The sequence below is a fragment of the Achromobacter spanius genome, from assembly GCF_039673305.1.
GTDB lineage: Bacteria > Pseudomonadota > Gammaproteobacteria > Burkholderiales > Burkholderiaceae_B > Achromobacter > Achromobacter spanius_F.
Map to the genome: position 1 here is coordinate 196,944 of NZ_JBDJLJ010000004.1, position 23,909 is coordinate 220,852.

A 23,909-nucleotide genomic window follows, 5' to 3' on the forward strand; every position below is an offset into this window, starting at 1 on the left:
GTGGACCTGAAGACCGTCATTCATAAGGCGATCAGCCCGGCGCTGGCACTGCTGCCCGCCAGTATGGACACGCCCGAAGCGCGCATCATGCTGCTGGCGATCGGGCTGCAAGAATCGCGCTTCGAGCATCGGCGCCAACTCGTGGGCAACCCGCCGCGCCCGGCCGGGCCGGCAAAAAGCTTCTGGCAGGCGGAGCAGGGCGGCGGCATGGTCCATGGCGTCCGGCTGCACGTCGCCACCAGCGCCGCGGCCGCGCACCTTTACCAGGCCCGGGGCGTGCCGGCGCGGGACGTCGCCATCTGGGATGCCATCGAGAACGACCACGTGCTGGCGGCTGGCTTGGCGCGCCTGCTGCTGTGGAGCGACCCGGGCCGGCTGCCTGCGGTCGGCGATGAGCAGGGCGCCTGGAACCTCTACCTGCGCACCTGGCGGCCGGGCAAGCCGCATGCGCAGACGTGGCCGACCCTGTACGCGCGCGCGGCGGCCGAGGTGAGCCGATGAACCCGCTGCTGCGCGCCGCGGTTCCGTACCTGATAGGGTCGGCCCTAGTGGTGGCCGTGGTGCTCGGCATCCGCTGGTATGGCGCCAGCCAGTACGAGGCCGGGGCGGATGCCAAGCAGGCAGAAATCGAGAAGCGCCAGGCGGCCATCGAGCGCGCCTGGCAGGAGGAAAGAGATCGTGCTGATGCCAAACACCGCGGCGCCGTCCTGGCGCGTGAAGCTGCTGAAAAGACTGTTGCCGCTCAGCGTGGCCGCATTGACGGGCTGCTGCGCCAGCTTGCCCAGCGGCGCGCCGAGGCTGCCAGCGCCAGCGGCGGACCTGATGCATCCGGCCCCGACTGGATCGGAATTATTGGATCGTGTGTCGGGCGATATGAGCAGTTGGGAAAAGATGCTGCTCGATGGGCTGACCAGGTGAACGGATTACAGGATTACATACGAGGCTTATCGGCCGATCCGTGGGGTCAACTTCCTTAGCCCCATATGCCTGTCACAATGAATGCGATGCCTACGATGACTGCGGCTATAGCCAATAATAGAAAGGCAGCCCCCGTATGCCGGCTAGGTTTTTTCGCTTTTCCCTCGGCTTCCGCTGGCCGCTGCGTGAGCTGGTCCCAGCGGTGTGCGAATTTCGCATTCCAGGCGAGCTCGGTATTCGCCTTAGCGTCTGCCAAGAAAGTTGAGGCGCCTGCAATAAACGTACCTATCGACAAAGCCATGGCCAGGGCAAAGCAGGCAAGTGCAGCGATAGTCCAGCCGTTTTTGGAATCGCTCGCTATTAGAGTGGCGCTGCCCGCCAGACCTGTAACGCTAGCAATGGCAATGTGTTTCACGGCCTCAAGTGCCCAAGCAGAATGCTTCTCGCGCTCTATCTCGGCGAGTTTTTCAAACAGTTCTGCAGAGTTCCGGGCCTGAAGGAAAAAAACCTTCAAGGACTGCAATAGGGCTGGTCGGCCCCATAGGCTCATACCTTCCGAAAACCAGCCTTCCACCACCTTGGCTGCTTGCGCGGCTGGGACTGAATTGTCGACGGCCCACTCGATCGCAACTTGCCGCGCTTCGGCAAGACTGAGGGGGCGCTGAGGCTCTGTCTGTTCTTGCTTCATTTTTCGGTGTGTTCCATATCCTTCGACGGGAGTATATGGCAGCCTGAGTTCGCGCAGGCGAACAAGCAATCAAGCCCACGTCAGCGGTGGCATGAATCCCTAGACCCGCTCCGCCCGCTGGGCCAGCCAGAACCAGTGACTGTGCTTGGCCCGTCTTGCCTTCTGCTGGTGCAAGGCACGGAGCTTGATCCAGTTGCTCGATCGGATTATTTCGCCCTCCGGGCTGGAATCGAGCGAGTGACCTCGCAGTTGAATGCTTGCCAAGCCCGCCAACGCGAATAGGGCGCTGCGGTATAGTCTCCCGGCAAAACTAAGGAGGGAAGGGGAATGCTACGTTCCGCAGCGGTTGTTCTGTTTTTATCGTTGATGGCGGGCTGCGCGTCGGTTCCGGTGGATATTGAGAAGGCGCCCAGGGCGCAGTCTGCGTCCATAATTGACCCATCAGTGTTGGCAAATGCGCCAGACAGAGGCCTGGTGCGTGTAGTGCGTGACGGGGGGGCCTACCACTCAGCTATGGCTGTGCTCGTCTACGTAGATGGTAGGCACGTTGCCAATATCGAGTCCAATCGCGTTCTTGAACTAAGAGTTCCTGCTGGCACGAGGAAGGTGGGATTTCAGATCAACGATGTGAGTCAGCCGATTCAGTACGAGGACATTTCAGTGATGGCCGGTCATACCTACGATTTCCGAGTCAGTGTTTCGGCTGGCGGGATTTGGGGTGATTGGAAATTTGAGCGGCTGAACTAGCTTTCGAGCCAGCGCATCCACCAGCCCTGGTAGTAGCGTCGCCCGTCAATTTCTTCGAAGCCGCAGACCATCATTCCCCTGTCCGAACTGAAGGTCAGCAACTCGGGTTCCAACAGGTCGGGAATGGGGCTTTTCGCCGTCGCGCCGAACTTTGCCAGCCCGTCCATGGTCATGACCGCGATCTGCCGCCGCATGTCGTCTCGTGTGATCGAGTACATGTGAACCGTCCCGACGACCGCAGGCGCTGGGTCATTGTCTCGGCGCTTCTGGCCAAGGTGGTGGGTACGGACGACTGAGCAACGCATGATTTGCTGCAAGTTAACTGTATGAATATACAGTATATTGCAGCAGAACCAGGGTCAAGTCATAGCTGTCGCAACGAGTTTTTCGGAGGGGAAGGGCACCAACATCGCGCGGCTCTGGTCGGCGGATGCGGTCAACCAGTCGCGGTAGGCACCCTCGGGCAGGATGACCACCATCCGCTTTTCCTTGTTTGGCTGGTGGTAGTCGCGGAACAACGGATCCTGATCGGCGTTGATGGTGAGCATGGTGTAGCTCTCGAGCCAGTGGCCAGCGGCGTCCCGGTATCGGTCCCACAGGCCGGCGATGCCCAGCGGCGCGCCGTCGGCCCGGGTGAAGCGGGTGGCTATGGCTTTGCCGGATCGCCAGTCGGGTTCGAAAATGGCATCCGCAGGGATGATGCAGTGCTGCGCCCGGCGCCAGGCGTTGCGGAAAGTGAAGGCGTTAGCCACCCGGTCGTCGCGGGCGTTGAACGTGGACAGTTTTTCGGCGCCCGCCAGTGCATCAGGGCGGGTGGATGCAGATATCAGGCCCCAGCGCCCCGCCACTGCTTCCAGTTCGGGCACGGCTTCGTCGCCCGCGTCATGCTCCGGCGGCCGGCGGACGAACACGCCCCGGTAGCGCGGCCACATGTCGTATTTTCCGATGGGCGCCGGCTTGGTCGCGCCGAACCGCTTCAACAGCAATTCTGCGTCTTTCAAGGTCTGATAGTGGCTGCACATTGGACCCTCCAAGGAGGGTTCCAGTATAGGATCAGTGCATGTGGTCCGTTGAGTCTTCGTCGTAGGCGCGCTGTGCGAGAACGAAGGCAAGAAAGGCGGCGGTGATGGATTCGAGCAGTGCCTTTTCCCTGTCGGTCAGGGCGGCGAAGTCGTGGCAAGGTGAGGGAGAAGGGCCAGGTTTCCATGAGCAGCACTCTACCCAACGCAGGTTCATCGGGCGCGCATCAACATGCGATCTCGGACCGAATCATCCTCTGTAGTCGGCGTCTTTCAGCGTCTGGTAGTGGCTGCACATGAGAACCTTCCCATGGAAGGGGCCAGTACAGGATCAACTCGGGGCGGAAGGTCGCATGACGCCCAAACCTACATTGGTTGAGTGCAACCTTCCAGCCCAATCAACTCGCGAGGCCTTGTTCCACGTAACGCAAGCATTCCCTGACGTGTTTAGGCTCGATCGTGCTGGTGTTTTCGTAATCAGCCTCATCGCGCAAATCTCTGGCTAAGCCAAGCATCGTTCCGATTTTTCTGGAGCGACCCTTCATCGCGTCATCGGCCACTGTTGGATTCGTCAGTTGCTGGATCAATTTGCGGTGTACGCCGCCGCCCACAGCAAGCGAATGGCCGGAGCTAGGCAAGCTATTGTGAAAGTCAATCGCATGATGGTACAGCGCGTAGTACGCGCGGCTAATCTTGGCTCTACGAGACTCCTCGCAAGGCGTGTTGAGCGACTGGGCGTAAGTCCACAATTGGGTGCTGTTGCTAGGCATGGGATTCCGACCTGCCGCTGAACTTAAGAACCATCGAAACGGGAATAGTTGCCGACGACTGTGCGAGACGATCCGCATATTCGCAGGTCATGTCAAACGCGGTGTCATCATCGACTTGTACGCCGATATCAACACGAAAATAAGGCGGACCTCCATCCCGTGGATGCGGCACTGCACGGACCTTGTGGTGAAGTCCATAGAACAACAGAGATCGGTCACGCAATACTTCGCCAGCTACATCCATTGCGCGGGCGATCAACTGCTCGCTTTCCCCATTTTCTTCGAGGATTGCGGCGGCGGCCCTAACTTCGTCTTCCATTGCGGGAAAGAACGATGACAATGACATGTTTTTCCGATAGGCCTCTAAGGCTTCAATATATGTGCTATAGGCACCGTTCGCGACGCCAAGATGGAAATACTCGTCTTGGACAAGTTCGCGGACGGAAAGCAATTGCCTATAGACCTCAAGCGACTCTGAGAAGTACCCGAAGTTTATGAGTACGGTGGCCAGTGTAGAGTCGTGAAGTGGCGAATGATTGAGCTTGATGTTGCGCACGTAATAGAGTGCTTCATCGTAGTCCCCTACTGTTACGCAGAGTGCTGCCTTGAGAGCCATAGCCAGAGGCGCATCGGCCCTCGCTAGTTTTTCGCATTCTGCCCACAGTCGCTGCACCTCGCCATCCTTCTTATGGCGCCGCTGGCCCGTCTGAAGGAGGAAGTATCCGACTTCAGCGTCTAGACTGTCGCCGATCGTCGCGGCTGAAGCTCCGAGTATGCTCATGTGCTAATAATTCTTTTCCGGTTTAGTGACCGTCTCGAGCGTCCGTTTGCACTCGATGCATGTTAGAGAGGGATTTAAACACGAAAAATTCGGTTACGGTTTGGTTCCGAAGCTCGAGCGTAACTTTTGGCGTAGGTTCATGGTGGGAAGTGTTGCTTCCTCTATGGGGTTTACCTATGCATCATGGGGGTGTGGCCCGCGTGGGCGTCGGCGGCGGTGTTTTGCATTGCTGAATTCATGCCCGTGATTGTATCGGGGCGGGCGAGGGTCCGCGCCGAGCGGCGGGCCGATTTCGCGCTGGTTTGCTTTTTCCCGTACAGGCAGTCCGCCGGGCCGGACTTGCGGGCCGCGGCGGCGCGCGGGCACAATCGCACGTCGCGGCGCGTGTCGACGCCGCCGGAGTCATGGATCTATGCCGGATATTGCCGTTCCCGCGGTGCTGGATGCCAGCGAACGCGTTTCCATCGCCAGCGGCCCGCACCAGGCCGAGTTTGCGCCGGGCGGGGGCGGGCGGCTGACGCGCCTGTCCACGGGGGAACACGACTGGATCGTGCCGCTGACGGCCACGGAGTGGCCGGCGGGCAAGTGGCCGCGCGCGGGGTCGTATCCGCTGGCGCCGTATTCCAACCGGATCCGCGACGGCGTGTTCACCTTCAATGGGGCCCGGCATGCGCTGCAGTCCGTGCAGGGAAGGCCGCAGGCGATCCACGGCGCGGGGCTGTTCCAGGCATGGCGGGTCCGCAACCGGACCGAGGACAGCGTCGACCTGGTCCTGGACCAGCCTGCCGGCGTGCTGGGCTGGCCCTGGCCGTTCGAATGCGTGCAGCGCTGGCGCCTGGACGGGCGGGGGCTGAGCCTGACGCTGGCCATCGTCAACCAGGGCGACACGCCCATGCCGTTCGGGCTGGGCATCCATCCGTATTTCACGGCCCAGCGGGTGACGCTGCATGCGCGGCGCATCTGGCCGGCTAATGCGGACGGCCTGCCGACCGGCAGCCAGGTGACGCACGTGCGCGAACTGCGCCAGTCCGCCGAGGGCTGCGATACCTATCTGTCGCAATGGCAGGGGCGCGCGACGCTGCATTGGGCGGATGGGCATGAGCTGGCGCTGCACGCCGATCCCGCGTTCGCGCACCTGGTGGTGTACACCGCTCCGGGCGCGGATTTCCTGTGCGTGGAGCCGGTGACCAACGTGGCGGACGCCTTCAATCTGGCTGCGGCCGGCGATACGCGCACCGGGATGCGCGTGCTGGAGCCCGGCGAACGCTTCAGCGCCACGGCCTTGCTGGGCCTGTTGCCGCCGCGCGGCGCATGAGGTCCGAACGGACTTGAAGGGGCGTGCGCGGGCAGGGCTTGGTAAGCGCGGCGCGCTCCGGTGATAATCCGGTCAAACCAGAAAACCAGGAGTCGTACGTGAAAAAGCTCAGCACCGAACAATTGCAGGCAGCGGCCGAGACGCTCCGCCGGACGCAGGCCAAGCTGGCGCGCGCGGGCAATCTGCCGCTGGAACCCACCCTCTACGCCTGCGCCAAGGGCTTTCGCCGTAACGTGCCCGAGTACGTGTGGTCCTGGCTGTCAGGGCTGCTGGCTCCGCACAAGAGCCTGTCGTCCTGGATGGACACGCACCAGCCGGGCTGGCGCGAAGGCAAGACGCCGGCGGCCGTGGTGTACGCCCGCACGGAAAACGGCTGGTTCGAATGGCTGATCGCCGAACTGGAAGCCGAAATCAACGATCCGCACGCGCGCGCCAAGCGCGATGGTCGCGCCTGACGGTCGATTACCGGCCTGCCCGAAGGGTGAGCGCCCTTTAGTGTTAGCAGGCCCTAGAACCCTTCCAGCACGATCTTTCCGCGCGCCTTGCCGCTTTCGATGAAGGCGTGGGCGCGGCGCAGATTTTCCGCGTTGATCTTCCCGTAGTGCTCTCCCAGCGTGGTGCGCAGCGTGCCGTCGTCGATCAGGCGGGCGGCCTGGTTCAGCAGTTCGTGCTGGGCGATCAGGTCGGGCGTGCCGTGCAGCGGCCGCGCGAACATGAACTCCCAATGCAGCGAGGCCGACTTGCCCTTGAGCAGCCGCACGTCGATGGCCGCGGGGTCGTCGATCAGCGCGATCTTGCCTTGCGGCGCGATCGCCTCGGCCATCTGCGGGAAGTGTTTGTCGGTCTGGTTCAGGCCGGCGATGTAGCTCACGTTCTCGAAGCCGATGCGCTTGAGCTCTTCGGTCAGCGGCTTGCCGTGGTCGATGACGTGGTGCGCGCCCAGTTCACGCACCCAGGCCTGGGTCTCGGGCCGCGAGGCGGTGCCGATCACGGTCAGCCCCGTGAGCTGGCGGGCCAGCTGCACCAGGATCGAGCCTACGCCGCCGGCCGCGCCGATGACCAGCAGGCTGCGCTGGCTGGGGGCCGCGTTGTCCAGCACCCGCAGGCGGTCGAACAGCAGTTCCCAGGCGGTGATGGTGGTGAGCGGCAGGGCGGCGGCCTGCGCGAAGTCCAGGCTTGTTGGCATGCGGCCGACGATGCGCTCGTCCACCACATGGCGCTCGCTGTTGGCGCCGGGGCGGTTGATGGCGCCGGCGTACCAGACGCGGTCGCCCGGCTTGAAGAGGCTGGTCTTGGCGCCGACGGCGCGCACGACGCCGGCGGCGTCCCAGCCGATGATCTCGGGCTGTCCATCCTTGGGCTTGCGGTTGGCGCGGATCTTGACGTCGACCGGGTTGACCGAGATGGCGTGCACGTCCACCAGCAGGTCGTGGTCGCCCGGCACGGGTTCCGCGGCGGTGATGTCCTGCAAGGCGTCGGCGTTGCTGGCGGGAAGGTTCTTGTAGTAGGCGATGGCTTTCATGGGAAGGGCTCGGGAGAAAAGGGCTTGGATCAGATGATGGAGCGGACGACGCCGCCGTCCACGCGCAGCGCGGCGCCGTTGGTGGCCGACGCCTGCGTCGAGCAGGTGTAGACGACCATGTTGGCCACTTCTTCCACGGTGGCCAGGCGGCGCAGCAGCGACGTGGGGCGGTGCTGGGCGACGAAGTCGCGTTCCATCTGCTCCTGCGTGACGCCCTGTTCCCGGGCCATTTCCGCGAAGAAGTCGGCGACGCCTTCGGAGCGGGTGGGGCCGGGCAGCACGGCGTTGACGGTGACGCTGGTGCCGGCGGTCAATTCGGCCAGGCCGCGCGAGACGCCCAGCAGGGCGGTCTTGCTGACGCCGTAGTGGATCATTTCGGCCGGGATCTGGACGCCGGATTCACTCGAGATGAAGACGATCCTGCCCCAGTTGGCGGCCAGCATCCGCGGCAGGTAGTAGCGCGACAGGCGGATGCCGCTCATGACGTTGGTGTCCATCATGTCCTGCCAGTCGTCGTCGGTGATTTCCGTGAACGACTTGGGCGTGAACGTGCCGGCGTTGTTGACCAGGATGTCCACGTCGGGATGCGCGGCGCAGACCGAGGCGGCGCCGTCCGCCGTGGCCAGGTCCGCCTGCACCGTGCTGACCTGCGCGCCCGGCGCCTTGCCGGACAGGGTTTGCGCCGCCCGCGCCAGCTTGTCGGCGCTGCGGCCGTGCAGCACGACCTGGGCGCCGGCTTCAGCCAGCCCGATGGCGATGGCCAGTCCGATGCCGCCGGACGATCCGGTGACCAGTGCCTTCTTGCCCTTCAGTTCGATTTTCATGCGGTGACTCCGTGCGTGTCGGGGGAATGAGTGCATGATTACCCAGCCCGCAACGATGAAAAACGGGCTAGCATCGCAGTCAGTTTCAATAAATTTTTGAAAATGAGGCGGGAATGGTCCGATTCGAGGACTTGCGGATCTTTGTCGCGGCGACGGATCTGGGCAGTTTTTCGGCGGCCGCGCGCGAACTGGACCTGACGCCCGCAGTGGCCAGCGCCGCCCTCAAGCGCCTGGAGCAGGAGCTCGAAACGCGGCTGTTCGTCCGGTCCACGCGCAGCCTGCGCCTGACCAGCGACGGCGAGCGCTATCTCGAATACGCGCGCTCGGCCATCGCCGCGCTGGAGGCGGGCAAGAACGCCATGGCGCGCGACAAGACGGGCATCGCCGGCACCCTGTCGGTGTCGGTGCCTTCCGACCTGGGCCGCAACGTCCTCTTGCCCTGGCTGGACGACTTCCAGCAGCAGCATCCACGCGTGACCTTCCAGTTGCGCATCAGCGACCGGCTGGCCGACCTGTACCGCCAGCCCGTCGACATCGCCGTGCGCTATGGCACGCCCAACGACTCGGGCCTGGTGGCCCTGCCGGTGGCCGAGCACAACCGCCGCGTGGTCTGCGCGGCGCCTGCCTACCTGGCGCGCCATGGCGTGCCCCAGACGCCGGCGGATCTGCGCCGCCACAACTGCCTGTCCTTCGTGCTGGGCGAGACGCTGCATGACCGCTGGACTTTTGAGCGCGACGGATCGAGCCTGACGGTGCCGGTCAAGGGCGACCGTGTCGGCGACGATGGCGACCTGGTGCGGCGTTGGGCGCTGGCGGGTCATGGCGTGGCCTACAAGTCACGCTATGACGTGCTGACGGACCTGCGCGCCGGCAGGCTGGTCGAGTTGCTGGGCAACTACGTCAGCGAGCCGTCGCCGCTTTACCTGCTGTGCGTCCATCGCATGTTGCTGTCGCCGGCCATCCGGCGCCTGCGCGAGTTTCTGCAAGAGCGCTTCAGGGCCTTCGAAGCAGGATAGGGCCCGCACCGCCGCTGCCCGCATGCCGGCTCAATGCGCGGCGTGATGCTGTCCGTTGGCGGCCCGCTTGTTTGCCGCGCGCGTGCGCGCAGCCTTCTTGGCGGCGGCGGAGCGGCCTGCGGCGCCCTTGGTGGCGGCAGCCTTGCGCGCCGCGGCCGAGCGGTCTGCAGCAGTGCGCTTGCCGGCTGTTTTGCTGGCGTTGCGGGACAGGGCCGATTTCGATACCGGCGCGGCGCTTTCCTTCTTCAGCGCCTTGGTGGTGGCCTTGGCCCGGGTGGCGGATTTGGCGTGGCCGTCGTGCGCTGCCTTGCTGTCCTGCTCGGCCTTGCGTTTGGTCGCGGCGCTGGCCTTCTTCGGCGCGTCCAGCTTGACGCCCGCGCGGCGCGCCTTCGACAGCCCGATCGCAATGGCCTGCTTGGTGGACCGCACGCCGTGCTTGCCTTCGCGCACATGGTCGATTTCCTCGCGCACGAATTCTCCGGCCTGGGTGGACGCGGACTTGCCCTGTCGCTTGTCGCGCGCGGCGCGTTCAAGAGTTTTTCGTTCAGGCATGGCAACCTCCTTTGCTTCGCGTTGCAAAAGCGGATTCCGTCGCCGGCCGAGACCGCGCGACGGAACTCGTAACACCACTCTAGCGCCGCGGGGGTATCCTGTGTGTTCGAATGGATTGCCGGTCGTAAGCGCCGGAACAAGGCCAGCGCACCGACGATTCACGACTCACCCCCTTTGCGGAGACGAGCTATGTCGAATCATGTCTACAAGCAGATCGAACTCGTGGGCTCTTCCACCAAGTCCACCGACGATGCAATTTCCCAGGCCATCTCGCGCGCGTCAGAGACCTTGCGCAACCTGGACTGGTTCGAGGTCACCGAGGTGCGCGGCCACATCAAGGACGGAAAGGTCGCGTACTGGCAGGTCGGCATGAAGATCGGCATGCGGCTCGAAGGGAACTCCTGACGCCGAGACGTTGGGCATTTCTTGAGCGCCCCTTCCAAGTGATTGACGGATAAGGGGTTTCTCGACTTGTTGTGCCACTGTTCATAGGCTTGTCCACATTCCATGGGGACAAGCCTGCTTCCTTTTTTCCGGCCGCGACTCGACCTTGCTTGCCTACGGGTTCAAGCGCCGGTGTGATCGTTTCTTGCCCGCGGCCCCCAAGTCCTTGGTCCTCAAGGGTTTTTCAAGACTGCCCGCAGGCTGTCCTCAGGCTTATCCACATTTGGCGGGGACAACCGGAAGACCCTGGAACGCCGTTTGGGCCTTTCTTGAGCAGCGCTTGCATGGCATTGATATGTAAGGGGATTCAAGAGCTGCCCTCATACTGTCCTCATGCTTTTCCACAGAAGGCGGGGACAAATCCACACAAGCCCCGAGATCTTGCCCGCCGGGCCCGCGTTCAAGCCGCTTGCATGGGGATAACCGGACCAAAAATCATCCAAAAGGATGATTGCGCATTTTTTGACCGTGCCTTGCAAGTGCTTGGCGGGGCAGGGGTTTTTCGACCTGCCCCAAGGCTGTCCTCAACCTTCTCCACAGTTGGAGGGGATAAGTGGACGCGGCGCGCGTCCGCGGTTCAGATCGACTGGCCGCCGGATACCTCGATGCGCTGGCCAGTGACCCAGCGATTGTCGGATCCCAGCAGGCTGGCCACCATCGGACCGATGTCGTCCGGCACGCCGACGCGGCCCAGCGCCGTCATGTCCGCGAAGGCCTTGTTGTAGTCGGGGATGTCGCGCACCGCGCCGCCGAGGAAGTCGGTGGCGATCGCGCCCGGGGCAACCGTGTTGGCGGTGATGCCGCGGCTGCCCAGTTCCTTCGCCAGGTAGACGGTGAGGGTCTCCACCGCGCCCTTGGCGGCCGCGTAGGCGGAAAAGCCCGCGAACGACACGCGAGTCAGCCCCGAAGAAAAATTGACGATGCGTCCGCCATCGGCCAGCAGCGGCAGCAGGGCCTGCGTCAGGAAGAACACGCCCTTCACGTGCACATTGAAGAGGGCGTCGAACTGCGCGGGCGTGGTGGCGGCGAAGTCCGCCATCTCGCCATGGCCTGCGTTGTTGACGAGATGGTCGAACGTATCGCGCCGCCAGACGCGGGCCAGGGCTGCCCGTACCGCGGCCGCAAAGTCGGTGAAGGAGGATGCATCGCCCGTGTCGAGTTGAAGCGCGACGGCCTTGCGGCCCAGTGCGGCGACCTCCGCCGCCACGGCTTCGGCGGCGTCTTTGCCGCTGCGGTAGGTAATGATCACGTCGCCGCCGTGGCGGGCGATGCTCAACGCGGTGTTGCGGCCGAGGCCCCGGCTGGCGCCGGTGATCAGGGAAATGGTGGTCATGGAAACGCTCCTGAATGGGATGGGGCCATCTTAGGAATCCCGGTTCCATCCAGGTTGCGCGATCCTGCGTCATTCTTGCCTGATCGTGCGCGACACGCCTTGTACGGCGTGTCGCGATGTACGATCGGATGGCCATGACAACCGGCTGGAGCCGCCCACAGCCATGCAGCATCTTGCTCGATCATCCGTTCAAACAGCGCCTGCCAATCCGGCTTCGGATGACATCGGCGTGGCCGACGCGCTGCTGCGGCACGCGCGTCGCCATGCCGATCTGCATGCCAGCCCGGGCGGCGTGGCGCTCACCCCCGTCAAGGGGGTTGCGATCCTGCGCGAGACATCGCCCACCACGCTCCAGTACGCGATCACCAGGCCGTTGGTGGCGCTGGTGCTGCAAGGCGCCAAGCGCGTGACGATGGGCAGCCGCATGTTCGACTTCGGCGCGGGCGAGTCCCTGCTGATCACGATGGATGTGCCAACCGTGAGCCAGGTCACGGCGGCCAGCATGGCGGCGCCGTATTACTCGCTGGTGATGGAGCTGGATGCGGCGGTCATCGCCGACCTCGTGGGCGAGATCGGATCCCTGCCGTCTGCGCTGGATGCGCCCGTGCGGGTCGATCAGACCGAGCGTGAGGTGGCCGAGGCCGCATTGCGCCTGGTGCGGCTGCTGGATCGGCCGGACTCGCTTGCGGTGCTGGGCCGCCAGTTGGTGCGCGAATGGCATTTCTGGCTGTTGTCCGGGCGGCACGGCAGCGTCATCCGCGCGCTTGGCGTGGCCGACAGCCATGCGCAGCGCATCGCCCGGGCGATTGCGATCATCCGTGAACAGTATGCGCAGCCCGTGCGGATCGAAGCGCTGGCCGCCGCGGCGGGAATGAGCCTGTCGGCGTTTCATGCCCACTTTCGCAGCGTCACGACGCTGACGCCGCTGCAGTTCCAGAAGCAGCTTCGCCTGGTGGAAGCGCGGCGGCGCATGCTGTCGGAGGGCGTCGCGATCAGCGTTGCCGCCCATGGCGTCGGCTATGAAAGCGTGCCGCAGTTCACACGCGAGTATGCCCGCCTGTTCGGCCTGCCGCCGGCACGGAGCATCCGCGAGGCGCTTGCGCACAACCGCTGCGCGTAGGCGGATGCCTTGAATGCGCCGTGCGCGTCGGCTGCGCCATCCGGACGGGAACAAAAAAAAGCCCCCCGACGCATCGGGGGGCTTGATCGCCCGGAGGTAGAGCGGGCGATCGGCGCCGGCCCGGGGCGACCCGGCCGGGGTCGGCGGCAATCAGGCATTCAGTTTCTTGACCCAGTCCACGTAGCGGTCGATCCAGCCTTGCAGGAACTTGCGCGTGCCTTCGTTGGTGATGTTGAACTGGTCGTCCACGAGGCCTTCGGTGTACTGCAGGAAGACTTCGGGCGTGGTCAGTGTGTTGGCGCCCTCGGCGGCCAGGATGTTGCGCAGGTGCTGCTGCATCATGGCCGTGCCCGCGGCGCTGGGCGATGCGCCCACGACGCCGACGGTCTTGCCGGTCCAGGAGTTCTGGCCCCAGGGGCGCGAACCCCAGTCGATGGCGTTCTTGATGGCGGCGGGCACCGAGCGGTTGTGCTCGGGCGACACGAACAGGATGCCCTGCGCATCGGCGATCTGCTGCTTGAGCTTGGCGGCGGGCGCGGGCAGGTTGTTCTCGTTGTCCTGGTTGTAGAGCGGGACGTCGCCCAGGCTCACATACTCGAATTTGAAGTCGGCCGGAACCAGCTTTTCAAGCGCACGGGCCAGGCGCAGATTGATCGAGGCGGCGCGCAGGCTTCCGACGAAAACCGCAATCTTGTATGTGCTCATGTGCGTGTGCTCCAACGGTGGAAAGGGAACAGCCAGTGTAGACCTGCTCATCGGCGTGCTCAATGCCGATTGCGCATATTGTTATGGCCCGCGCGGCCGCCAGTGTGGCGCGGGCCGATGACAGGCTCATGTCATCAGGCTGACGTGGGCGGACACGACGCGCCAGCCTTGCGGCGTGCGCATCCAGGTCTGGCTCTGGCGGCCGATGCGGTCGCTGCCGTCGCGCTGGAATTCGATATTGGTGGTGGCGAAGTCCGTGCCATAGGTGGTGATGGCGGTGCGCAGCACGCGGCGCGCCAGGCCCTGGGGCGAGCGTGCCGCGCGGAATTCGCGTATGGCGTCGTAGCCGTACAGGTTCTCGCCGGCGCCGTAGCGCAGCGTGTGCGGGCTGTTCCAGAACAGGGTGTCCAGCACGTCCACGTCGTTCGACACCAGGGCGGTCTCGTAGCGCTCGAACGCCGCCGTGACTTCGGCCACGACATCGGGCAGGTTAATTTCCATCGATCTTCTCCAGCATGCACCAATGCGGTGCGTTAGATAGGGGTAATCACCAATATGGTGTGTGTTGCGGTGCGAGAAAACACGTACCGATCGGCACGCGTCCCGGTCGCACGGGGCGAATGCTGCGCTGCAAGGCTGGCACGCGCCTTGCTAGGGTAAACACTGCATAACAAGCTGCACGCTGCCCCAGGAGTTCCGCCATGTCCAGTTCCGCTGTTTCCGCCCCGGTCACCATGCTGGTGACGCGGCACATCGCGCCCGAGCGCTATAGCGATTTCCTGTCCTGGATGCGCCAGGGCGAAATCCTGGCGGCGGGCTTCCCCGGGTTTCTCGGGTCGGGCGTGTTGCAGCCGCCCGAGGGCGGCGACGAATACCAGATCGTGCTGCGCTTCACCGACGAGGCCAGCCTCAACCGCTGGGAAAAATCCCTGCCGCGCCGCATGTGGCTGGAACGCGGAGCAAGCCTGGTGCGCGCCAGCCGCGAGCACCGCGTGAGCGGCACGCAGGCGTGGTTCGCCACGCCCAAGGCCAGCGCCCCGCCGCGCTGGAAGCAGGCCGTCAGCATCTGGCTGGCCTACTTTCCGGTGCTGCTGGTGTTTTCGATCCTGGTCAGCGAGCACCTGAGCATCCTGCCGGTCTTCTGGCGCGTGCTGATCACCAGCGTGATCCTGACGCCCATCATGGTGTTTGTCTGCATACCGGTCATCACACGCGTGCTGCACCGCTGGTTGCGGGCGGGCTGAAGCGCCGCCGCAACCAGCGCGCCGCGGCTTTCAGGCGGCCTTGGCCCGGCGCGTGGAATACAGCCGGTGCAGCGTGATCTTGCGCACGGCGTCCTGGCTGTCCTGGATATGGGCCTGCAGCAGCCGGGCCGCGCCAGCGCCGTCGCGCGCAAGGATGGCGGACAGGATGGCGCCGTGTTCGTCGTAGGTGCTGCCGATGCGGTCCGGCTGCGTGAAATCGAGGCGGCGCACGATACGGATCCGCTCCGTGGCCGCGCGATGCACGCGCGCGATTTCGGGATTGCCCGCGGCCGCCACCAGTTCGATGTGAAAGCGCTCGTCCAGGTCGGCCAACCATTCGCAATCGGTGGAGCGCTCGCCGGGATCCACCAGCCAGATGTCCGCCAGCGGACGCAGCGCGCGCATCGGGTCGGGGCTCTGTCCGGGGGCGCACAGCGCGTGCACCGCCGCGGCCTCCAGCACGCTGCGCAATTCATAGAAGTGGTCCAGCGTGTTGAAGTCCAGCGGCCTGACCAGCCAGCCATTGCGTTGCCGCACTTCCAGATAGCCTTCGCGTTCCAGGCGGAACAAGGCCTCGCGCACGGGCGTGCGGCTGACCTGCAGGCGCTCGGCGATTTCAGTCTCGGTGAAGCGGTCGCCCGGCGCCAGCCGGAAGTCCAGGATGTCGCGCTTGAGCGAGCTGTACGCGGTGTCGGCCAGCGTGCGCGGCATGTCGATGGCGGCGAAAGCGGATTCCATGGCGAGACCTTTTGACGTTGCGAAGCGGAAGATGCGGTGCGGTTCAGAGCGGTCGTGATCGCGCGGCGCCGGCCAGCTCCAGCGCATGCGCGACGCGCAGGCAGTCGGCTTCGCGCCACGGCGCACCGATCAGCTGCACGCCCAGCGGGAGATGGCCGTCGGGTTCCAGTTCGGGCCAGGTGGGCGCCGTGACGACAGGCAGCCCGATGGCCGAGATCGGCTGGGTCAGCAGGCCCATGCTGGCGCGCGCCGGCAGTTCCTTGCCGGCCAGCGTCAGCCAGTCGGCGCCGATCGGGGTGGCGGAAACGGGCGTGGCGGGGGCGATCAGCACGTCGTACTGCTTGAACAGGGCCAGCGCCTCGAGGTAGGCGCGATGGCGGATGCGCTGCGCCTGCTGCACCCACGCGGCGGGCACCAGGCTGCCGGCCACCAGGCGGTCGCGCGAATGCGGCTCGTAGTAGTCGTAGTGCGTGACGAGCCGGCGCCGATGCAACGCGCCGCCTTCGGCCGCGGTGATGATGAAGGCCGCCGCGCGCGCCTGGGCGGCGCCCGGCAGTTCGGCGACGGCGGTGGCGTTCAGGGCGCGCGCGGCGATCTGCACGGCGCGGCGCGCCTGGGGACTGGCCCATTCCGAGAAGTAGCCGCCCAGCACCGCGATGCGCAGATTGCCCGCGCCTTCGGCCAATACGGGCAGCGTGGGCGCCGCCTCGCGCTGCGCGCAGGCGACATCGGCGGCATCGGGGCCTTGCAGTGCGTCGTAGGCGGCGGCCAGGTCGGCGGCGCTGGCCGCGAAGGGCCCCAGGTGGTCCAGGCTGCCGACAAAGGGGAACGACCCCGTGCGCGGCAGGCGGCCGAAGGTGGGCTTCAGGCCGAACACGCCGCACAGCGAGGCGGGCACGCGGATCGATCCGTTGGTGTCCGATCCCAGCGTCAGCGGCACCAGCCCGCCGGCGACGGCGGCGGCGCTGCCGCCCGAGGAGCCGCCCGCGATGCGGGTCGTGTCGTGCGGATTGCGGCAGGCGCCGTAGTGCGTGTTTTCGGTGGTGAAGCCGTAGGCGTGCTCGTCCATGTTCAGCGCGCCGACCAGCACCGCGCCGGCGTCGCGCATGCGCTCGACCAGCACGGAATCGCGCCGCGCGGGCGGGTTGGAGGCGTTGACCCGGCCTCCCGCCAGCGTGACCTCGTCGGCGATGTCGAACAGGTTCTTCACGGCGTAGGGCACGCCAGCCAGGGGCGGCAGCGTTTCGCCGCGGGCGCGCCGCGCGTCGATGGCGGCGGCCTCCTGCCGGGCCCGGCTTTCCGTGATGGCGGTAAAGCAGTTGTAGCGGGGATCGCGCTCGCGCATGCGGGCCAGCGTGGCGTCCAGCACCGCGGCGGCGCTGCGTTCGCCGCTGCGGACCTGGCGGGCGATGTCGTGGGCGGGGCCGCTCACGGACGGAACACCGAAGCGGATTCCAGTTCAACAGGCAGCGGCTCGTCCGCGAAGCCCGCCGCGATGTCATGGATGCGGGAGAACTGCTGCACCACCTGCTCCGTGGTGGACTCGCGCAGGGCATACCCCGACAGCGCCAGCGCGCTGCGCACGTATTGATCGATGGTTTCCTGGGTCATGGCGGATTCTCCCGGTGAAAGCGATGGGTTACTTGCGCACTTCGCGCTGGAAGATCTCCAGGCTCAGTTTCTTCATCTGGATGAAGCTGGGTTCGGACAGCGTCTCGACCGTGCGGGGACGCGCGTCGCCGTAGTCGAGGATCTCCGCGACGCGGGTGGGGCGCTTGGTCAGCAGCAGCACCTGGTCGGCCAGGTACACGGCCTCTTCCAGGTCATGCGACACCAGCAGCATGGTGGTGCCGGTCTGCATGAACACTTCCTGCAGCTTTTCGCGGATGAACAGCGTCATCTCGAAGTCCAGCGCGGAAAACGGCTCGTCCAGAAACAGCACCTCGGGTCCCGGCGCCAGCGCGCGCATGATGGACGCCGTCTGCTGCTGCCCGCCGGACAGCTCGTAGGGGTAGCGGTTGAGATCGAACTTGACGTCGAAGGAGGCGACCAGCTCTTGGACGCGCGCGTCGACCTCGGCCTTGCTGCGGCCTTCCAGGCGCAGCGGATAAGCGATGTTGTCGATGGTGCGCAGCCACGGAAACATGGCTTCACGGTAGTTCTGGAACACGTAGCCGATCTTGGTCTGGGCCAGCGACTTGCCGTCGAAGAGGATTTCGCCGGAATCGATGGGGATCAGGCCCGCGATCATGTTGATCAGCGTCGACTTGCCGCAGCCGTTGGGCCCGAAGACCGAGACGATCTTGCCTTTGGGAATGTCGAGGTTGAAGTCTTCGTACAGCGGCCAGCCGGCGAAGTACTTGGTCAGGCCGCGGATCGTGATGTGCGTGCCCAGCGGGCCGGGCTGGAAGGGGGCGGCGGCCGGGCCGGGTGCGATGACGGGATTGATGACGGTGGACATTTATCGGCCGCTCCAGTGGACCACGCGCTTTTCCAGCACGAGAAAAAGTATGTTCAGCACGTAGCCGAGCGCGCCGGCAGCCAGGATGGACGCGTACATCTCGCGCACGTTCAGCACCTGCTGCGCATTGATGATGCGATTACCCAGGCCGCTGTCCGAGCCGATGAACATCTCGGCGACGATCACGATGACCAGCGCCATCGACACGCCGCTGCGCAGGCCGACGAAGGTGGGCTGCATGCTTTCCCAGATCAGCACGTCCTTGAAGATCTGCCAGCGCGAGGCGCCCATGACGCGCGCCGCCATCACGCGCTGCTTGCGCGCGTTGATCACCCCATAGGCGCTGTTGAACAGGATCACCAGCACCGCCGCGAAGGCCGCGATGGCGATCTTGTTCATGTCGGTGACGCCGAAGATCATCAGGAACAGCGGGATCAGCGCGGACGACGGCGTGGACCGGAAGAAGTCCACCAGGAATTCCACGCTGCGGTAGGCCTTTTCGTTGCTGCCCAGCAGCACGCCCAGCGGGACGCCGATCACGCCCGCGATCAGGAAGGCCTGCAGCGTGCGGTTCAGCGAGGACAGGAAGTCGCCCAGCAGCGGCCCGCCCGCCATGCCCTTGACCAGCGCCACGATGGTGGCGCTGGGCGTGGGCAGCAGCACGGGGCTGACCAGGTTCAGGCGCACCACAAGGTCCCACACCACGAACAGGGCCAGCGGCCCGATCAGGGGCAGCAGGCGCGAGGCGTCGAACTTGCGCGGCGGCTTGGAAGCGGTGGCGGGCGCGGCGCCGGTTGCGGTGGTCGCGGACATGGCTCAGCCCTTGTAAAGCATGGTCGACACATCGACCTTCTGCGCGAAGATGCCCTTATCGGTGAAGAGGTCGAAGAACTTCTGGAAGTACTGGACGTCGCTGGGCGTGAACTCGTTGTGCAGCGTGTAGGCGGCCAGCGGCACTTCGTTGGTCATCGGCCCTTCGATGGCGGTGTAGCCCTTCATGAAGGGGCGCGCCTCTTCGGGCTTGGTGCGGATCAGTTCGATGCCGCGCGCGTAGGCCGCGATGAATTTCTTGCTTTCCTCGGGATGCTTTTTCAGGAAGGCGGTGGTCAGCGAGGCCGATCCGCCGAACCACGGCGCCATGGGATCGCCCAGGACGTACTTGGCGATCACGCCGGTTTCCAGGACGCGGGTCGTGCCATTCAGGCGGCCCACCGTGCCCGTGGGCTCCAGCGTGTAGCAGGCATCCAACTGGCCGGCGGCAACCGCGGCGACGTGCTGGCTGATCGCCAACTCGACCACGGTTGCCCCGGTTGCGCCGGCGCGCTCCAGTACTGCTTTGGCCAGCGTGGAATTCTGGATGCCGGGTCCAGATCCGACCTTTTTCCCCTTGAGGTCTGCTATGGATTTGATGGGACTGTCTTTCGCGACGATGAACTCGTCCAGCACGTTCTTGGCGTTGCTGGGGTTGGACGCAAAAATCTTGAACAGGCCGGGCGAGGCGATTTCGCCGATGGCCAGGTTGGCCGAGCCCGTGCCGTTGGCGCTGCCGTCGGCGCGCCCGGCCAGCATGGCTTCCATGACCTGCTGGGCGCCGGCGAACTTCAGCGGTTCGACGTTCAAGCCGGCTTCCTTGAAATAGCCCTTTTCGATCGCGGCGTAGAACGGCAGGCCGGCCGCGACGGGCCAGAAGCCGATGCGGATGACCGGACCCGACTGCGCGCGCACCAGCGCCGGCGCGGCCAGCGTCGCGGCGCCCATGGCGGCTCCCTGGATCAGCCGGCGGCGGGTGGCGTTGAAGGCATAGGGCGCATTGCGGTTGATCATGAGAGGCTCCTGGTCTGCGGGAAGTGGGGCGCTTGTAGACAAGCTTGCATACCAGTCATCAAGCAAGACCCGTGCCAGCTTTCGCGCGGCAAGGGTTTCCCTGCGGGGCCAGCTCGCAGAGCTTCAGCCTGGTGCCGGCGATGAACTAAATTGGTGCATGGCGCACCACATAAGGGGACGCAGCCCGGGAATGCCGCGCCGGGCGGGTTGGCGGTAGCATCTGGCCAATGAACACGCGCTTTGTCGAAGCATTCCTGTGGTCCGCCCGCCTGGGCAGTTTCCGGGCGGCCAGCGATCGCCTGCACATCACGCAGGCGGCCGTGGCCAACCGCATCGCGTCGCTCGAAGAGGACATCGGCGCCCGCCTGTTCGAACGCGACGCCAAGGAACTGAAGCTCACCGCGGTCGGCACGCGCCTGCTGGACTACGGCGAACGGCTGCTGGAAATCCGCCAGCAGATCCTGTCGCTGGGCAAGCGGGGCGACGAGGTGTCCGGGCTGGTGCGCATCGGCGCCATCGAAACCGTGGTGCACACCTGGCTGATCGGCTTCCTGACGAACCTGCGCTCCACGTACCCGGGCATCGAGGTGCAGCTCACGTCCGAAACCACGCGGGCCTTGCACCGCGGATTGCGCGAAGGCACGCTGGACATTGCCCTGCAGACCGACCTGCTGAACGACACCGGGATCATCAGCATGGCCTGCCTGCCCATGGAAATGGGCTGGGTGGGACCGGCGGGCGGCGAGGAAACGCTGACGGCGCACCAGCTGCTGAGCGAGCCGGTGCTGACGATGAGCCCCGGATCGCAACCGCACGAAGCGCTCAAGGCCCTGTACCGCGAAGTCGGCATGCCGCAAGGCAAGGTGCATTTCGTCAGTTCGATCTCGGCGCTGGCCCGGCTGGTGCGCAGCGGGTTCGGGCGCGCGCTGGTGCCGCTGCCTCCCATCTACGAATATGTCGCGCGCGGCGAGCTGCAGGTGATCCAGACCGACATGCCCGTGCCGCCGCAGTTGCTGGTGGTCAGCTACCTGGAGAGCGGCGGGTCGGACGCCATCCGGCTGGTCGCCGAACTGGCGAGCCGCGCCTCGGATCAGTTCACGGCATCCGTCGTGGCGCCCCGGACCGGGTCGGCGCATTAGCAAGGGTGTTATCCCTGGGGCGGCTTTCAGTAATTCTGTTGCTGCGCCGAAGAATTACTTGTTTGTCCCCGGCTGCCCGCTGGCTGAAGATATGGCCTTCCGACATTCAAAGCCTTTCTTGCGCTGATGAGCCTGCACACCGAATCTCCGCTTGCGCCCCATGGGCTGCTGTTCGTCGCGACTGACGTGGACGCCGCCGACGAGGCCGATTTCAACCGCTGGTACGACCGTGAACATGTCGAGGAGCGCGTGCGCATCCCCGGCTTCCTGTCGGGCGCGCGCTACCTGTCGCGCGATGGCGGCCGCAAGTACCTGGGCCTGTACCGCACGCAGTCGCTCGATGCGTTCACCACGGCCGCCTATCGCGCCGCGTTCGAGCGGCAGACGTCCTGGTCGGTGGCCAACCTGGGGCGCATGCGCGATCCGATGCGCCGCGTGTGCGCGGTGGAAGCCGTGACCGGCTTCGGAAGCGGCAGCCAGCTGGTGGTGCTGCCCCTGCCGGTGGGCTGCGCCGGCGCGCCGCTGGCGCGGGCGCGCAACGCGGGGGCCGAGCTTTCCGCTGCGGACGGTTTCGTCCAGTCTTATCTGCTGGTTCCCGACGCGGCGCTCAGCACGCCGCTGCCGCGAGAGGCCACGGCAGGCAGGGAGCTGGCTCCGATGTTCGTCGTCGAGGCCAGCACGCCGGCCGCCGCGCTGGCGCTGCGGGCAGGCGCCGCCGCGGCGTTCGACGCCGACCCGTCCGCGGCCTGGCGGTTCGAGCTGAGCTGGAAGCTGAACGCTTCGGACCTGCGCTAGCCGCGCCGGCGCCACGGGCGCCGGGCGGCTGGGCGCCACAATGGGGCGGCGGGGGGATCATACATACCAGCACGGCCCATTTGTCATGCTCGCCCTTGATGAACGAGGCGAATTGCGCGGGCGTGCCGCCGACGGGCTCGGCGCCTTCGCGCAGCATCTGTTCGTTCAGCGCGGGCAGCGTGGCGTTGACTTCGCGGTTGACGATGTCCACGACCTGTTGCGGCGTGCCCTTGGGGCCGAAGAAGCCGAACCAGGACCCGGCGTCGAAACCGGGATAGCCGGATTCGGCGATGGTGGGCAGCTCGGGCAGGGTGGCGGAACGCTGCGCCGTGCTGACGGCCAGCGCCCGCAGCTTGCCGGACCGGATATGCCCGATGACCGACGGGATGGTCGCGAACATGAAGTCGATGCGCCCGGCCAGCAGGTCGTTGACGGCGTCGGCGCCCTTGTACGGGATGTGCGTGGCGTTCACCTTCAGCTCGTCCATCAGCATGTAGCTGGACAGGTGGGAAGACGTGCCCACGCCCGTGGAACTGTAGTTCAGCTGGCGCGCGGTCTTCACGTACTTCAGGAAGCCCTGGATGTCCTTGGCGGGCGAGGACGGCGGCACCACCAGGACGTTGGGCACGGTGGCGATCTGCACCATCGGCACCAGGTCGGTCAGCGGGTCGTAGGGCAGCTTATTCAGCGAGGGATTGACGGCGATGGGGCCGACGGAATTGACGATGAGCGTGTGGCCGTCGGGCGCGGCGCGCACCACGTATTCGGTGCCGATGTTGCCGCCCGCGCCGGGCTTGTTCTCGACGACGAAGGGCTGTCCCAGCTTCTGCGTCAGCGTGTTGGTGACGCTGCGGGTGAGCGTGTCGGTGGTGCCGCCGGGCGAGAAGGCCACGATGACCTTGACGGGCCGGTCCGGATAGTCCGCGGCGCGGGCGTGCGGGGCCATACAGGCGCCCGCCAGCGCCGCGCAAGCGGCCAGGGCTTGGGCAGTATTCATGATGTCTCCTCGCGTGGTCGTTGTCGTGTGATTGATGGCGCCGTGCCGCCACGCCGGCCGGCGCCAGGTAAAGCGGGTGGATCAGTCGCGGTAGCCGGGGTCCAGCCGGTCCAGCTTGCGCAGCAGGGCGGGCCACTCCATGACGCCGTAGGGCCGGCGCGTTCCGGGTTGGTAGTTGTTCCAGGTGGCTTCCAGCACGGGCCGGGACACGGCCTGCAGCGGAGCGCCCGTCGCCATGGCGGCCAACTGCGAACGGCAGGCCAGTTCCAGCCGGTGCATCCAGTTGAAGGCCTCGCCCACGGTGCGGCCCACGGTCAGCGCGCCATGGTTGCGCAGGATCAGCGCTTCGCCCTGGCCCAGGTCTTCCAGCAGCGAGGCCTGTTCGTCCGTGCCCAGGACCACCCCCTGGTAGTCGTGGTAGCCGATCTTCAGGAAGCGCATCGCCGTCTGCGTCAGCGGCAGCAGGCCGCATTCCAGGGACGACACGGCCATCGATGCCCAGCTGTGCGTGTGGATGACGCAATCGACCTCGTGCCGGTGGGCATGCACGGCGCTGTGGATCACGTAGCCGGCCTTGTTGATGCCGTAGTCCAGGTCGCCGAAATCGGGCTTGGACAGGATGGTGCCGTCCACGTCGACCTTGATCAGGCTGGAGGCGGTGATCTCCTCGTACATCATCCCGTAGGGGTTGATGAGGAAGGCGTTGTCTTCGCCGGGCACGCGCGCGGAGATGTGGTTGGCCATCATGTCGGCCATGCCGTAGAGCTCGACCAGCCGATAACAGGCGGCCAGGTCGACGCGGGCCTGCCATTCCGCGTCCGAGCAATGCGGCCGCATGGAGGAAATGCCCAGATGCCCCGGGCGTGGGGTAGGAGTTGTCATCGGAATTCGTGATGGTCATTTGCCACTGCACAATGCAATGGCTTGATGCAGATCAATTTATCTGCAGATAAAGCG

The 23,909-nt window shown here is 65.5% G+C and carries 30 protein-coding genes and 1 pseudogene; 11 read left to right on the plus strand and 20 right to left on the minus strand.

Annotation, left to right across the window (positions count from 1 at the left end; all coding sequences use genetic code 11):
- Both ABE485_RS06340 and ABE485_RS06345 read left to right on the plus strand, forming a co-directional pair.
- Entirely contained in the window at positions 1–501 is a 501-nt protein-coding gene (locus tag ABE485_RS06340) for a hypothetical protein (RefSeq protein WP_346514269.1), read from the plus strand.
- A complete protein-coding gene (locus ABE485_RS06345) occupies positions 498–977 on the plus strand; it encodes a hypothetical protein (protein WP_346514270.1) in 480 nt (159 codons plus the stop codon). Before ABE485_RS06340 ends, ABE485_RS06345 begins: the two co-directional genes overlap by 4 nt.
- On the opposite strand, the gene ABE485_RS06350 is transcribed toward ABE485_RS06345, so the two are convergent.
- Complete coding sequence (locus tag ABE485_RS06350) at positions 974–1,606, minus strand: hypothetical protein (RefSeq protein ID WP_346514272.1); 633 nt, start codon at positions 1,604–1,606, stop codon at positions 974–976. The genes ABE485_RS06345 and ABE485_RS06350 overlap by 4 nt on opposite strands.
- Before the next feature lie 327 nt (positions 1,607–1,933).
- On the opposite strand from ABE485_RS06350, the gene ABE485_RS06355 reads away from it, so the two are divergent.
- The gene (locus ABE485_RS06355) at positions 1,934–2,353 is read left to right on the plus strand and encodes a hypothetical protein (protein ID WP_346514273.1); all 420 of its coding nucleotides are present in this window, start codon (positions 1,934–1,936) and stop codon (positions 2,351–2,353) included.
- Here the strand turns inward: ABE485_RS06355 and ABE485_RS06360 are convergent.
- The 5 genes from ABE485_RS06360 to ABE485_RS06380 all read right to left on the minus strand — a co-directional run bounded on the left by ABE485_RS06360 (position 2,350) and on the right by ABE485_RS06380 (position 4,923).
- Positions 2,350–2,571 (minus strand): hypothetical protein, encoded by a 222-nt coding sequence (locus tag ABE485_RS06360; RefSeq protein WP_346514275.1) that lies wholly within the window; start codon positions 2,569–2,571, stop codon positions 2,350–2,352. The genes ABE485_RS06355 and ABE485_RS06360 overlap by 4 nt on opposite strands.
- A 141-nt stretch (positions 2,572–2,712) precedes the next feature.
- Complete coding sequence (locus ABE485_RS06365) at positions 2,713–3,375, minus strand: SOS response-associated peptidase (protein ID WP_346514276.1); 663 nt, start codon at positions 3,373–3,375, stop codon at positions 2,713–2,715.
- 31 nt (positions 3,376–3,406) lie between these two features.
- Positions 3,407–3,589 carry a hypothetical protein gene (locus ABE485_RS06370; RefSeq protein WP_346514277.1) on the minus strand — a complete coding sequence of 61 codons (183 nt, stop codon included), beginning with the start codon at positions 3,587–3,589 and terminating at the stop codon, positions 3,407–3,409.
- A 181-nt stretch (positions 3,590–3,770) separates the two neighbouring features.
- The gene (locus ABE485_RS06375) at positions 3,771–4,142 is read right to left on the minus strand and encodes a hypothetical protein (RefSeq protein ID WP_346514278.1); all 372 of its coding nucleotides are present in this window, start codon (positions 4,140–4,142) and stop codon (positions 3,771–3,773) included.
- Positions 4,135–4,923 (minus strand): hypothetical protein, encoded by a 789-nt coding sequence (locus tag ABE485_RS06380; RefSeq protein WP_346514279.1) that lies wholly within the window; start codon positions 4,921–4,923, stop codon positions 4,135–4,137. The genes ABE485_RS06375 and ABE485_RS06380 overlap by 8 nt, the downstream gene beginning before the upstream one ends.
- A 412-nt stretch (positions 4,924–5,335) precedes the next feature.
- On the opposite strand from ABE485_RS06380, the gene ABE485_RS06385 reads away from it, so the two are divergent.
- Both ABE485_RS06385 and ABE485_RS06390 read left to right on the plus strand, forming a co-directional pair.
- Positions 5,336–6,238 (plus strand): aldose 1-epimerase, encoded by a 903-nt coding sequence (locus ABE485_RS06385; protein ID WP_346514280.1) that lies wholly within the window; start codon positions 5,336–5,338, stop codon positions 6,236–6,238.
- Between the two features lie 98 nt (positions 6,239–6,336).
- On the plus strand, positions 6,337–6,693 hold the full coding sequence (locus ABE485_RS06390) for a hypothetical protein (protein WP_346514282.1): 357 nt from the start codon (positions 6,337–6,339) through the stop codon (positions 6,691–6,693).
- A 53-nt stretch (positions 6,694–6,746) separates the two neighbouring features.
- Here ABE485_RS06390 and ABE485_RS06395 read toward each other — a convergent pair whose 3' ends face one another.
- A complete protein-coding gene (locus tag ABE485_RS06395) occupies positions 6,747–7,760 on the minus strand; it encodes a zinc-binding alcohol dehydrogenase family protein (protein ID WP_346514283.1) in 1,014 nt (337 codons plus the stop codon).
- 29 nt (positions 7,761–7,789) lie between these two features.
- Positions 7,790–8,584, minus strand: a complete 795-nt coding sequence (locus ABE485_RS06400; RefSeq protein WP_346514284.1) for an SDR family NAD(P)-dependent oxidoreductase — start codon at positions 8,582–8,584, stop codon at positions 7,790–7,792.
- A 113-nt stretch (positions 8,585–8,697) separates the two neighbouring features.
- On the opposite strand from ABE485_RS06400, the gene ABE485_RS06405 reads away from it, so the two are divergent.
- Entirely contained in the window at positions 8,698–9,600 is a 903-nt protein-coding gene (locus ABE485_RS06405; RefSeq protein WP_346514285.1) for a LysR family transcriptional regulator, read from the plus strand.
- Positions 9,601–9,630: 30 nt separating this feature from the next.
- On the opposite strand, the gene ABE485_RS06410 is transcribed toward ABE485_RS06405, so the two are convergent.
- Entirely contained in the window at positions 9,631–10,152 is a 522-nt protein-coding gene (locus ABE485_RS06410) for a DUF6496 domain-containing protein (RefSeq protein ID WP_346514287.1), read from the minus strand.
- A gap of 189 nt (positions 10,153–10,341) precedes the next feature.
- Here ABE485_RS06410 and ABE485_RS06415 point away from each other — a divergent pair, with 189 nt between their 5' ends.
- Positions 10,342–10,557, plus strand: coding sequence for a dodecin (locus ABE485_RS06415; protein WP_346514288.1), 216 nt, complete (start codon positions 10,342–10,344; stop codon positions 10,555–10,557).
- Between the two features lie 616 nt (positions 10,558–11,173).
- Here the strand turns inward: ABE485_RS06415 and ABE485_RS06420 are convergent.
- A complete protein-coding gene (locus ABE485_RS06420; RefSeq protein WP_346514290.1) occupies positions 11,174–11,929 on the minus strand; it encodes an SDR family NAD(P)-dependent oxidoreductase in 756 nt (251 codons plus the stop codon).
- A 229-nt stretch (positions 11,930–12,158) separates the two neighbouring features.
- On the opposite strand from ABE485_RS06420, the gene ABE485_RS06425 reads away from it, so the two are divergent.
- On the plus strand, positions 12,159–13,049 hold the full coding sequence (locus ABE485_RS06425; protein WP_346514291.1) for an AraC family transcriptional regulator: 891 nt from the start codon (positions 12,159–12,161) through the stop codon (positions 13,047–13,049).
- Positions 13,050–13,199: 150 nt separating this feature from the next.
- Here ABE485_RS06425 and ABE485_RS06430 read toward each other — a convergent pair whose 3' ends face one another.
- Positions 13,200–13,754, minus strand: a complete 555-nt coding sequence (locus tag ABE485_RS06430) for an NADPH-dependent FMN reductase (protein ID WP_346514292.1) — start codon at positions 13,752–13,754, stop codon at positions 13,200–13,202.
- 126 nt (positions 13,755–13,880) lie between these two features.
- Positions 13,881–14,255, minus strand: a complete 375-nt coding sequence (hpxZ, locus tag ABE485_RS06435) for an oxalurate catabolism protein HpxZ (RefSeq protein ID WP_346514294.1) — start codon at positions 14,253–14,255, stop codon at positions 13,881–13,883.
- Between the two features lie 200 nt (positions 14,256–14,455).
- On the opposite strand from hpxZ, the gene ABE485_RS06440 reads away from it, so the two are divergent.
- On the plus strand, positions 14,456–14,998 hold the full coding sequence (locus ABE485_RS06440) for an antibiotic biosynthesis monooxygenase (RefSeq protein WP_346514296.1): 543 nt from the start codon (positions 14,456–14,458) through the stop codon (positions 14,996–14,998).
- A gap of 30 nt (positions 14,999–15,028) precedes the next feature.
- Here the strand turns inward: ABE485_RS06440 and ABE485_RS06445 are convergent, their stop codons facing one another.
- Genes ABE485_RS06445 through ABE485_RS06470 form a run of 6 tightly spaced genes read right to left on the minus strand, consistent with a single transcriptional unit; the run spans position 15,029 to position 20,021 of the window.
- Complete coding sequence (locus tag ABE485_RS06445; protein WP_346514298.1) at positions 15,029–15,736, minus strand: GntR family transcriptional regulator; 708 nt, start codon at positions 15,734–15,736, stop codon at positions 15,029–15,031.
- Between the two features lie 43 nt (positions 15,737–15,779).
- Positions 15,780–17,168 carry an AtzE family amidohydrolase gene (locus ABE485_RS06450; protein WP_346514299.1) on the minus strand — a complete coding sequence of 463 codons (1,389 nt, stop codon included), beginning with the start codon at positions 17,166–17,168 and terminating at the stop codon, positions 15,780–15,782.
- Positions 17,165–17,347: a DUF4089 domain-containing protein gene (locus ABE485_RS06455; protein ID WP_008165977.1), complete on the minus strand. Its 183-nt coding sequence runs from the start codon at positions 17,345–17,347 to the stop codon at positions 17,165–17,167. Before ABE485_RS06455 ends, ABE485_RS06450 begins: the two co-directional genes overlap by 4 nt.
- Positions 17,348–17,375: 28 nt before the next feature.
- Complete coding sequence (locus tag ABE485_RS06460) at positions 17,376–18,197, minus strand: ABC transporter ATP-binding protein (protein ID WP_346514300.1); 822 nt, start codon at positions 18,195–18,197, stop codon at positions 17,376–17,378.
- Positions 18,198–19,010 (minus strand): ABC transporter permease, encoded by an 813-nt coding sequence (locus ABE485_RS06465; protein WP_346514301.1) that lies wholly within the window; start codon positions 19,008–19,010, stop codon positions 18,198–18,200.
- A gap of 3 nt (positions 19,011–19,013) precedes the next feature.
- Positions 19,014–20,021 (minus strand): ABC transporter substrate-binding protein, encoded by a 1,008-nt coding sequence (locus ABE485_RS06470; protein WP_346514303.1) that lies wholly within the window; start codon positions 20,019–20,021, stop codon positions 19,014–19,016.
- A gap of 227 nt (positions 20,022–20,248) precedes the next feature.
- Here ABE485_RS06470 and ABE485_RS06475 point away from each other — a divergent pair, with 227 nt between their 5' ends.
- Complete coding sequence (locus ABE485_RS06475) at positions 20,249–21,160, plus strand: LysR family transcriptional regulator (RefSeq protein ID WP_346514304.1); 912 nt, start codon at positions 20,249–20,251, stop codon at positions 21,158–21,160.
- Positions 21,161–21,286: 126 nt separating this feature from the next.
- Positions 21,287–21,955 (plus strand): hypothetical protein, encoded by a 669-nt coding sequence (locus ABE485_RS06480; protein WP_346514305.1) that lies wholly within the window; start codon positions 21,287–21,289, stop codon positions 21,953–21,955.
- 49 nt (positions 21,956–22,004) lie between these two features.
- Here ABE485_RS06480 and ABE485_RS06485 read toward each other — a convergent pair.
- A pseudogene (locus ABE485_RS06485) lies at positions 22,005–22,952 on the minus strand (Bug family tripartite tricarboxylate transporter substrate binding protein); the annotation flags it as partial.
- 81 nt (positions 22,953–23,033) lie between these two features.
- A complete protein-coding gene (locus tag ABE485_RS06490) occupies positions 23,034–23,834 on the minus strand; it encodes a class II aldolase/adducin family protein (RefSeq protein WP_346514307.1) in 801 nt (266 codons plus the stop codon).
- Positions 23,835–23,909: the final 75 nt, after the last annotated feature.